Origin of the sequence: Limnohabitans sp. Hippo3, assembly GCF_003063665.1 — a bacterium.
In the GTDB taxonomy this organism is placed as follows: domain Bacteria; phylum Pseudomonadota; class Gammaproteobacteria; order Burkholderiales; family Burkholderiaceae_C; genus Limnohabitans_A.
This window is the reverse complement of the sequence record NZ_NESF01000001.1, coordinates 506,267-517,013: the sequence shown is the minus strand read 5'-3', so window position 1 is coordinate 517,013 and position 10,747 is coordinate 506,267. Positions and strand designations below refer to the sequence as shown.

The window sequence follows — 10,747 nt, the reverse complement described above, 5'->3', positions numbered from 1 at the left end:
CACAGTCCATCCTAGGCCCATTCCTCGAACAAGCAGCCAAAAAGAGATCCCCTCTCTGGTGAGTGCTGAGGCGTACCCGAACTATTCCGGAGAACCCAGTGCTTTTGTCTCTTCAGGGAACATTCCCGCCCGCCATATTGGCGCTTGCAGACGGCACGGTCTTTATCGGCAATTCGATCGGAGCCACCGGCTCCACCGTCGGCGAAGTGGTGTTCAACACCTCGCTCACCGGCTACCAGGAAATCCTCACCGACCCCAGCTATTGCCAGCAGATCGTCACCCTGACGTACCCGCACATCGGCAATTACGGCGTCAACGTGGAGGACATCGAAGCTGACCAAGTCCATGCCGCAGGCCTCATCATCAAAGACCTGCCTTTGGTGGCGAGCAACTTCCGCTCCAGCCAAACCTTGTCGTCCTACCTGGCTGACGCTGGGACTGTGGCCATTGCCAACATCGACACTCGCCGGCTGACCCGCATCTTGCGCACCAAGGGTGCTCAAAACGGTGCCATTGTGGGCTTGGCCAAAGGCCAGGAAGTGACCCAAGCGGTGATTGACCAGGCGATTGCTGCCGCGAAGGCGGCCCCGAGCATGGCCGGCCTGGACCTGGCGCAACAAGTCACTGTGGCTCAGCCTTACGATTGGACCCAAACCGAATGGCAGCTGGGCGCTGGTTATGGCACGCAGACCGCCCCCCAGTTCCATGTGGTGGCTTATGACTTCGGCGTCAAGAAAAACATCTTGCGCATGCTGGCCGAGCGCGGCTGCAAAGTCACCGTGGTGCCGGCCAAGACACCCGCCGCCGAAGTGCTCCAACACAAGCCCGATGGCATCTTTTTGTCCAACGGCCCAGGCGACCCACAGCCTTGCGATTACGCGATTGCCGCCGTTTCCGAGTTGATCGAAACCGGCATCCCTACCTTCGGCATTTGCCTGGGTCACCAGATCATGGCTTTGGCCAGTGGTGCCAAGACTTTTAAAATGAAGTTTGGCCACCACGGTGCCAACCACCCTGTGAAAGACCTCGATTCCGGCCGCGTGTCCATCACCAGCCAGAACCACGGTTTTGCGGTGGACGAAAAGTCCTTGCCCGCCAACTTGCGTGCCACGCACGTGTCCTTGTTTGACGGCACCTTGCAAGGCTTGGCCCGCACCGACAAGCCCGCGTTTTGCTTCCAGGGTCACCCCGAAGCTTCGCCCGGCCCGAACGACATTGCTTACCTGTTTGACCGCTTCACGGCATTGATGGCCTCGGCCCAGGAGAACAAATAATGCCTAAGCGCACCGACCTCAAAAGCATCCTCATCATTGGCGCGGGCCCGATCATCATCGGCCAGGCCTGCGAATTCGACTATTCCGGCGTGCAGGCCTGTAAGGCCCTGCGCGAAGAAGGTTACAAAGTCATCCTGATCAACAGCAACCCTGCCACGATCATGACCGACCCGGCCACGGCCGACGTGACCTACATCGAGCCCATCACCTGGCAAACGGTCGAAAAGATCATCGCCAAGGAACGCCCGGACGCCATCCTGCCCACCATGGGTGGCCAGACTGCGCTCAACTGCGCTTTGGATTTGTGGCGTCACGGCGTGCTCGAAAAGTACAAAGTTGAGCTGATCGGCGCGACGCCCGAGGCCATCGACAAGGCCGAAGACCGCCTGAAGTTCAAGGACGCCATGACCAAAATCGGTCTGGGCTCCGCCCGCTCGGGCATCGCCCACAGCATGGAAGAAGCCTGGGACGTGCAAAAGCGCGTCGGCTTCCCCACTGTGATTCGCCCCAGCTTCACGCTCGGTGGCACTGGCGGCGGTATCGCCTACAACCCCGAAGAGTTCGAGACGATTTGCAAGCGCGGTCTCGAAGCGTCTCCCACCAATGAGCTGCTGATCGAAGAGTCGCTGCTGGGCTGGAAAGAGTACGAGATGGAAGTGGTGCGCGACAAGGCGGACAACTGCATCATCATCTGCTCGATCGAAAACCTGGACCCCATGGGCGTGCACACGGGCGACTCGATCACCGTGGCGCCAGCCCAGACGCTGACCGACAAGGAATACCAGATCCTGCGCAACGCCTCTTTGGCCGTTTTGCGCGAGATTGGTGTGGACACGGGCGGCTCCAACGTGCAGTTCTCGATCAACCCCAAAGATGGCCGCATGGTCGTCATCGAGATGAACCCCCGGGTGTCGCGTTCGTCGGCCTTGGCCTCCAAGGCCACGGGCTTCCCCATCGCCAAAGTGGCGGCCAAGCTGGCCGTGGGCTACACGCTCGACGAGTTGCGCAATGAAATCACGGGTGGTGCCACGCCCGCCTCGTTCGAGCCCTCGATCGATTACGTGGTCACCAAGATCCCGCGTTTCGCCTTTGAGAAGTTCCCGATGGCCGACAGCCGCCTGACCACCCAGATGAAATCGGTGGGCGAAGTCATGGCCATGGGCCGGACCTTCCAGGAGTCTTTCCAGAAAGCCCTGCGCGGCCTGGAAGTCGGCGTGGACGGCATGAACGAGAAAACCCAGGACCGTGAAGTGCTCGAAAAGGAGCTGGGCGAGCCCGGTCCCGAGCGCATCTGGTACGTGGGCGATGCTTTTGCCATGGGCCTGAGCGTGGACGAGGTGTTTGCCTTGACCAAAATTGACCCCTGGTTCCTGGTGCAGATCGAAGAGATCGTGAAGATCGAACTGGAACTGGAAACCACCACGCTCGAAGCCATCACGGCCGACGAGTTGCGTGCGCTCAAGAAGAAAGGCTTTTCGGACCGCCGCTTGGCCAAGCTGCTCAAAACCACCGAGCATGTGGTGCGTGCACGCCGACATGCCCTGAACGTTCGCCCCGTCTACAAACGCGTGGACACCTGCGCGGCCGAGTTCTCGACCGACACCGCCTACATGTATTCCTGCTACGAGGGGAATGGCGACGGTGAGTGCGAAGCCGAGCCCACCAACAACAAAAAAATCATGGTGCTGGGTGGTGGCCCCAACCGCATCGGTCAGGGCATCGAGTTTGATTACTGCTGCGTGCATGCCGCCTTGGCCATGCGCGAAGATGGTTACGAAACCATCATGGTCAACTGCAACCCCGAGACCGTGTCGACCGATTACGACACCTCGGACCGTTTGTACTTCGAGCCCGTGACTTTGGAAGACGTGCTCGAAATCGTCGACAAGGAAAAGCCCACAGGCGTCATCGTGCAATACGGTGGCCAAACGCCTTTGAAGTTGGCGCTCGATTTGGAAGCCGCTGGCGTGCCCATCATCGGTACCAGCCCCGACATGATCGACGCGGCCGAAGACCGTGAGCGTTTCCAGAAACTGCTGCAAGACCTCGGTCTGCGCCAGCCGCCCAACGCCACAGCACGGACCGAGGCCGAAGCCTTGGAAAAAGCGGCCGCCTTGGGTTACCCCTTGGTCGTTCGCCCCAGCTACGTGCTGGGTGGCCGCGCCATGGAAATCGTGCACGAGCAACGCGATCTGGAGCGTTACATGCGCGAAGCGGTCAAGGTGTCGCACGATTCGCCTGTGTTGCTCGACCGTTTCCTGAACGACGCCATCGAATGCGATGTGGACTGCCTGCGTGACCCTGAAGGCAAGACCTTCATCGGTGGCGTGATGGAGCACATCGAGCAGGCGGGCGTGCACAGCGGTGACTCGGCGTGTTCCTTGCCGCCTTATTCCTTGTCGGAAGCCACCGTGACCGAACTCAAGCGCCAATCGGCCGCCATGGCTGGTGCGCTGAACGTGGTGGGCCTGATGAACGTGCAGTTTGCCATCCAGCATGTGGACGGCAAAGATGTCATTTACGTGCTGGAAGTCAACCCCCGAGCCTCTCGCACTGTGCCTTATGTTTCCAAAGCCACGGGTATCCAGCTGGCCAAGGTGGCGGCGCGCTGCATGGCGGGCCAGTCTCTCGCGTCGCAAGGCATCACCAAAGAAGTCACACCGCCTTATTTCAGCGTGAAAGAAGCCGTGTTCCCCTTCGTGAAGTTCCCGGGTGTGGACACCATCCTTGGCCCCGAGATGAAATCCACGGGCGAAGTCATGGGCGTGGGCAAGACCTTTGGCGAAGCCTTTGTGAAGAGCCAATTGGGCGCTGGCACCAAGCTGCCGCGTCCCACCAAGGCCGACGGCACGCCCTCGGGCAAGGTGTTCATCTCGGTGAAAAACAACGACAAGGCTCGCGCCATCGAAGTGGCCCGCCAGTTGGTAGCCCAGGGCTTTGAGCTGGTGGCCACCAAGGGCACGGCTGCGGCCATTCAGGCCGCAGGCGTGGCTTGTGCCACGGTGAACAAGGTGACCGAAGGCCGCCCGCACATCGTGGACATGATCAAGAACAACGAAATCGTGCTGGTGATCAACACGGTCGAAGAGCGCCGCAACGCCATCGCCGACTCGCGCCACATCCGCACCTCGGCCTTGCTCAACCGCGTCACCACCTTCACCACCATCGCAGGCGCGGAAGCCGCTGTGGAGGGCATGAAGTACATGGACCAACTGGGCGTGATTTCCATTCAGGACATGCACGCGCAACTGGCCGCCTGACCTTTGGCCCCTCGTCCTGCACCCTGACCCGGGTGCGGGGCATAATGTTGCCAATGACCGCCGAGTCTCATCGCTCGGCGGTTTCCTTTTGGAGTAACGAGAACATGTCAACCATCCCGATCACCAAACGTGGTGCCGAAAAACTCAAGGACGAGTTGCACCGCCTAAAAACTGTGGACCGTCCCGCCGTGATCCAGGCCATTGCCGAAGCGCGTGCCCAGGGTGACCTGAGCGAGAACGCCGAATACGATGCAGCCAAAGACCGTCAGGGTTTCATCGAAGGCCGGATTCAGGAAATCGAAGGCAAGCTGTCGGCCGCGCAAATCATCGACCCGGCGTCGGTGGATGCAGGTGGGCGCGTGGTTTTTGGCGCCACGGTTGAGCTGGAAGACGAGAGCACGGGCGAGTCTGTGACTTACCAGATCGTGGGCGAGGACGAAGCCGATTTGAAGCTGGGGCTGATCAACATCAGCAGCCCGATTGCACGCGCCTTGATTGGCAAGGAAGAGGGCGATGTGGCCGAAGTGCAGGCTCCGGGCGGTGTGCGCCGTTACGAGATCGTGGGCGTGTCTTACGTTTGAGGCAAAACAAAGGCCGCTGTTCAGCGGCCTAGGTGGTGGGTGCCCGTCCGGTGCGGGCGCTTGGGCACTTCAGTCGTGGCGGCCTTTTTTGACCGACTTTTGCTTGGGCTTGGCCCGCTTGATCTGGCCGCCAGCGGCCAGGCGCTGGTTGCCCAGGACGCGAACAGTTTTGACTTCGGGGCGCTGGCCGCCGCGTGAGCTGTATTTGAGGATCTTGAAGTCGCGTGGGCCCGCTTTGCGGTCCTCGTCGTGCTCCTTGATTTTCTCGGGCTGAGGCCGCCACAGGATCAGCAGTTTGCCGATGTGCTGGATGGGCGCGGCGCTGAGCTGCTCAGCCAGTTGGGCGAACATGGCTTCACGTGCGGCGCGGTCATCGCCCAGCACACGGATTTTGATCAGGCCGTGGGCATTCAGGGCGGCTTCGGTTTCCTTGATGACGGCAGGGGTCAGCCCATCGCCGCCGATCATGACGACGGGATCGAGGTGGTGGGCATCGGCGCGAAAGACTTTGCGCTCGGCAGGTGTGAGTTGTATTTGGGGCATCCCCGTATTATCCCCGCAAGGACGCAAAAGAATGAAAGTCAAAACCAAAAGTAAAAAGGTGAACAAAGCGTGGTTGAACGACCACGTCAACGACACCTATGTGAAACTGGCCTTGAAAGAGGGTTACCGGGCGCGGGCGGCTTACAAACTCAAGGAAATCGACGAAACCCTGGGCTTGATCCGGCCGGGCGATCTGGTGGTGGACCTGGGCTCGGCCCCGGGCGCCTGGAGCCAGTACCTGCGCCGCCGTTTGTCGCCGGACGGCGCGGCGGTGGGCGAACTCAACGGCCGCATCATCGCGCTGGACATTTTGCCCATGGCTCCGGTGGAAGGTGTGCACTTCATTCAGGGAGATTTCCGTGAAAACGAGGTCGCCGCCTTGCTCGAAGCCGCGCTTGAAGGCCGCCAGGCCGATGTGGTGGTCTCCGACATGGCCCCCAATTTGTCGGGCATCGAGTCTTCGGACGCGGCGCGTGTCCAGCATTTGATCGAGTTGGCGGTGGAATTCGCCCAAAACCACATGAAACCGCAGGGCGCCTTGGTGGTCAAGGTCTTCCACGGCAGTGGCTACAGCCAGATCGTCAAGATGTTCAAGGAGACCTTCAAGGTGGTCAAGCCGATCAAGCCCAAATCCTCCCGGGACAAGTCCGCGGAGACTTTTTTGGTGGGCATGGGCCTGATTCACGGTGTTTGATGTCGTAATTCCTGCCTTTTAGAGGGCCAAAACCCGATTCGGGTGCCATGGCCGCCTTCTACAGGCCTAGAATGAGAACAGTCATTTTTTTCGATTGGAGCCCCTCTTGAATAACCCCTGGTTTTCCAAAATTGCCGTCTGGATGGTGATTGCCATGGTGCTGTTCACCTTGTTCAAGCAATTTGACAACCGTGGTGTCGCTGGTGCGAGTGCCATTGGCTATTCAGATTTTCTGGAAGAGGTTCGCGGTAACCGGATCAAGAGCGCCACCATTTCCGAGAGCCCTGGCGGAACCGAAATTCTGGCCATCACCAACGATGACCGCCGCATCAAGACCACCGCCACCTACCTGGACCGCGGTCTGGTGGGTGACCTGATCAACAGCGGCGTGAAGTTCGACGTCAAGCCCCGCGAGGAAGGCTCACTGCTCATGACCCTGCTGGTCAGTTGGGGACCCATGCTGCTGCTGATCGGCGTCTGGGTGTACTTCATGCGCCAGATGCAGGGCGGTGGCAAGGGCGGCGCGTTCAGCTTTGGCAAGTCCAAGGCCCGCATGCTCGATGAAAACAACAACCAGGTCACCTTCGCGGACGTGGCCGGTTGTGACGAAGCCAAAGAGGAAGTCAAGGAAGTGGTGGACTTCCTGAAAGACCCGCAGAAATTCCAGAAATTGGGCGGGCGCATTCCCCGTGGCTTGTTGCTTGTGGGCCCACCGGGAACCGGTAAGACCTTGCTGGCCAAGGGCATCGCCGGAGAAGCCAAGGTGCCGTTTTTCAGCATTTCGGGCTCCGACTTTGTGGAAATGTTCGTCGGCGTGGGTGCGGCCCGTGTCCGTGACATGTTCGAAAACGCCAAAAAGAACGCGCCTTGCATCATCTTCATCGACGAAATTGATGCGGTGGGTCGCCAGCGTGGCGCAGGCCTGGGCGGTGGTAACGACGAGCGCGAGCAGACCCTCAACCAGATGCTGGTCGAGATGGACGGTTTCGAGACCAACCTGGGTGTGATCGTGGTGGCCGCCACCAACCGCCCTGACATTCTGGACGCCGCTTTGCTGCGCCCGGGCCGCTTTGACCGTCAGGTGTATGTGACTTTGCCCGACATCCGCGGCCGTGAGCAGATCCTGAACGTGCACATGCGCAAGGTGCCGATTGGTCAGGATGTGAAGGCTGAAGTGATTGCCCGTGGCACACCTGGCATGAGTGGTGCCGATCTGGCCAACCTGTGCAACGAAGCCGCCCTGATGGCCGCACGCCGCAACGCCCGTGTGGTCGAGATGCAGGACTTCGAAAAAGCCAAGGACAAAATCCTCATGGGCCCCGAGCGCAAGAGCATGGTCATGCCCGAGCACGAGCGTCGCAACACGGCCTACCACGAAGCGGGCCACGCCTTGATTGGCAAGCTGCTGCCCAAGTGCGATCCGGTGCACAAGGTCACCATCATTCCCCGTGGCCGCGCCTTGGGTGTGACCATGAGCCTGCCCGAGCAAGACCGCTACAGCTACGACAAGGAGTTCATGCTGAACCAGATCAGCATGCTGTTCGGTGGCCGCATTGCGGAAGAAGTGTTCATGAACCAGATGACCACGGGCGCCAGCAACGATTTCGAGCGTGCCACATCGATTGCCCGCGACATGGTGATGCGTTATGGTATGACCGACGCGCTGGGCCCGATGGTCTATGCCGAGAACGAAGGCGAAGTGTTTTTGGGTCGTTCGGTCACCAAGACCACCAACATGAGCGAGTCCACCATGCAAAAGGTGGACATGGAAGTGCGCCGCATCATCGACGAGCAGTACAAACTGGCCCGTCGCCTGATCGAGGAGCACAGCGCCCAGATGCACGCCATGGCCAAAGCCTTGCTGGAGTGGGAAACCATCGACAAGGACCAGATCGACGACATCATGGCCGGGCGCGATCCTTTGCCACCCAAGGACTGGACGCCCCGCACGCCCCCATCGGGTGGCGGCAATGGCGGTGGAACCCCTGCGGTTCAAACCGAGCCGGCTACCACTGCGGCTTGATGGCTCAGGCAGCGCCTGACCACAGCGGGGCCTTCGGGCCCCGTTTTTCATGGAGTCACCTCGATGGACACCCCCCTGACCCGACCGAACAGCGCCTTGCACTGGCAAACCACCCGATTTGAGCTGGACCTGTCGCAGCCCAAAGTCATGGGCATTGTCAATCTCACGCCCGATTCTTTTTCGGACGGCGGACTACATGCCGAAACCGCCCAAGCCTTGCGCCACGCCGAGCAACTGTTGCGCGATGGGGCTGACATTCTGGACATCGGCGCGGAATCCACCCGCCCAGGCGCTGTGGTGGTGCCCATGGCGCAGGAGTTGGCGCGGCTGGCTCCTTTTTTGCGCGAAGCGGTTCGCTGGCAAGTGCCCATATCGGTGGACACTTACAAGCCCGAGGTGATGCAGGCGGTGCTCGATGCGGGGGTGGACATCATCAACGACATCTGGGCGCTGCGTCAGCCGGGGGCCGAGCAGGTGGTGGCTGCCCATCCAAGCTGCGGTGTGTGTCTGATGCACATGCACCGTGACCCGCAAACCATGCAAATCGAGACCATGGCGGGCGATGTGCTGCGCGAGGTGGAAAACTTTTTGCATGCCCGCATGCACGCCTTGCTGGATGCTGGGGTGGGCGCTGCCCGGCTGGTGCTGGACCCGGGTATCGGCTTTGGCAAGACGGTGGCGCAGAATTTTCAGCTGTTGGCGCAGCAGGCTGACTTGTTGCACCTGGGACGGCCTGTCCTGGCGGGCTGGTCCCGGAAATCAGCGTTGGGCGCTGCACTGGCCCACGATGGGCAAGTGCCGGAACCTGCCCAAAGACAAGCGGCCAGTGTGGCCGCGGCTTTGCTGGCGGTGCAGCGGGGGGCTTCGGTGGTCCGGGTGCACGATGTCAAGGACACGGTGGACGCGCTCAAGATCTGGCAGGCCATGAACCAGAACGCCAGGCCGCATTGACGCGCTCAGCGTTTGTATCCGTCAGTTTTCCGGTGTGTCTGGACGACTAAAATTCTCTCAGTCATTACAAAAATCAGGATTGTTCAGATGGCACGTCAATATTTCGGCACAGACGGCATTCGCGGCACGGTGGGCCAAAGCCCGATCACGCCCGATTTCATCTTGCGCCTGGCGCATGCCGTGGGCCGTGTTTTGAAGTCGCAAGAGGCGCACCCAACGGTGTTGATCGGCAAAGACACCCGCATTTCGGGGTACATGCTGGAAAGCGCCCTGGAGTCGGGCTTCAACTCGGCCGGGGTCGATGTCGTCTTGCTGGGCCCGGTGCCCACTCCGGCCGTCGCTTATCTGACCCGCGCGCAACGCGCTTCTTTGGGGGTTGTGATCAGTGCGAGCCACAACCCCTTTGCAGATAACGGCATCAAGTTCTTCAGCGCCCAAGGCAAGAAATTGTCTGACGCCTGGGAGGAGACCGTGGAAGCGACCTTGCTTGAGGACCCGGTCTGGGTGGATTCGGCCGCGCTGGGCAAAACCCGGCGTCTGGACGATGCGGCAGGTCGCTACATCGAATTTTGCAAGAGCACCTTCTCCAACGACCTGACCCTCAAGGGCCTGAAGATTGTGGTGGACGCCGCCCACGGGGCCGCCTACCAGATCGCGCCCAAGGTGTTCCATGAGTTGGGTGCCGAAGTGGTGGCCATCGGCTGCTCGCCCGACGGCCTGAACATCAACAAAGGCGTGGGCGCGACCCACCCCCAGGCGCTGGTGCAAGCGGTCAAGGACCACCGGGCCGATTACGGCATTGCGCTCGATGGCGATGCCGATCGCCTGCAAGTCGTGGACGCCAGTGGTCGCCTGTTCAATGGCGATGAGCTGTTGTATTTGATGGTCGCAGACCGCCTGGCCCGGGATGAAGCCGTGCCCGGCGCGGTGGGCACCTTGATGACCAATCTGGCGGTGGAAGTGGCCCTCAAGCAGCGAGGCGTGCAATTTGTGCGGGCCAAAGTGGGCGACCGTTATGTGCTGGAGGTCTTGCACGACAAGGGCTGGTTGCTCGGCGGTGAAGGTTCAGGCCATTTGCTGGCCCTGGACAAGCACACCACGGGTGACGGGTTGGTCAGCGCCTTGCAGGTGTTGCAAGCATGTGTGGGCAGTGGGCAGACCATGGCGCAGTTGCTGGAGGGCATCACACTGTTCCCACAGACGCTGATCAATGTGCGCCTGAAGCCGGGTTTTGACTGGGAAGGCCATCGGCCTTTGTGGGACGCCACCCGCGCTGCCGAGGCGCAGCTGGGCGATTCGGGGCGGGTTCTGATCCGCGCCAGCGGCACAGAGCCTTTGGTGCGCGTCATGGTCGAAGCCCGTGATGCCGATCAGGCCCGCCAATGCGCCGAGCGCATCGCCGCCACCCTGGCCTGAAGCCG

8 protein-coding genes are annotated in these 10,747 nt (G+C 60.8%); 7 read left to right on the top strand and 1 reads right to left on the bottom strand.

Translation table 11 applies throughout. From position 1 onward, the window contains the following. Positions 1 to 98 precede the first annotated feature (98 nt). The 3 genes from carA (at position 99) to greA (ending at position 5,115) form a co-directional block, all read left to right on the top strand. Positions 99 to 1,274, top strand: a complete 1,176-nt coding sequence (gene carA, locus B9Z34_RS02395) for a glutamine-hydrolyzing carbamoyl-phosphate synthase small subunit (protein WP_199220044.1) — start codon at positions 99 to 101, stop codon at positions 1,272 to 1,274. Next, entirely contained in the window at positions 1,274 to 4,534 is a 3,261-nt protein-coding gene (carB, locus tag B9Z34_RS02390) for a carbamoyl-phosphate synthase large subunit (protein ID WP_108426490.1), read from the top strand. The genes carA and carB overlap by 1 nt, the downstream gene beginning before the upstream one ends. Positions 4,535 to 4,638: 104 nt before the next feature. After that, positions 4,639 to 5,115: a transcription elongation factor GreA gene (greA, locus tag B9Z34_RS02385; protein WP_108426489.1), complete on the top strand. Its 477-nt coding sequence runs from the start codon at positions 4,639 to 4,641 to the stop codon at positions 5,113 to 5,115. A 69-nt stretch (positions 5,116 to 5,184) separates the two neighbouring features. Here the strand turns inward: greA and B9Z34_RS02380 are convergent, their stop codons facing one another. Further along, positions 5,185 to 5,658 carry a YhbY family RNA-binding protein gene (locus B9Z34_RS02380; RefSeq protein WP_108426488.1) on the bottom strand — a complete coding sequence of 158 codons (474 nt, stop codon included), beginning with the start codon at positions 5,656 to 5,658 and terminating at the stop codon, positions 5,185 to 5,187. A gap of 31 nt (positions 5,659 to 5,689) precedes the next feature. Here B9Z34_RS02380 and B9Z34_RS02375 point away from each other — a divergent pair, with 31 nt between their 5' ends. The 4 genes from B9Z34_RS02375 to glmM all read left to right on the top strand — a co-directional run bounded on the left by B9Z34_RS02375 (position 5,690) and on the right by glmM (position 10,742). Then, the gene (locus tag B9Z34_RS02375) at positions 5,690 to 6,352 is read left to right on the top strand and encodes an RlmE family RNA methyltransferase (protein ID WP_108426487.1); all 663 of its coding nucleotides are present in this window, start codon (positions 5,690 to 5,692) and stop codon (positions 6,350 to 6,352) included. Positions 6,353 to 6,458: 106 nt separating this feature from the next. Then, positions 6,459 to 8,375 (top strand): ATP-dependent zinc metalloprotease FtsH, encoded by a 1,917-nt coding sequence (gene ftsH / locus B9Z34_RS02370; protein WP_108426486.1) that lies wholly within the window; start codon positions 6,459 to 6,461, stop codon positions 8,373 to 8,375. Positions 8,376 to 8,438: 63 nt separating this feature from the next. Beyond that, complete coding sequence (gene folP, locus B9Z34_RS02365; protein ID WP_199220043.1) at positions 8,439 to 9,326, top strand: dihydropteroate synthase; 888 nt, start codon at positions 8,439 to 8,441, stop codon at positions 9,324 to 9,326. Positions 9,327 to 9,413: 87 nt separating this feature from the next. Next, positions 9,414 to 10,742, top strand: coding sequence for a phosphoglucosamine mutase (gene glmM, locus B9Z34_RS02360; RefSeq protein WP_108426485.1), 1,329 nt, complete (start codon positions 9,414 to 9,416; stop codon positions 10,740 to 10,742). The last annotated feature ends 5 nt before the right edge of the window (positions 10,743 to 10,747 follow it).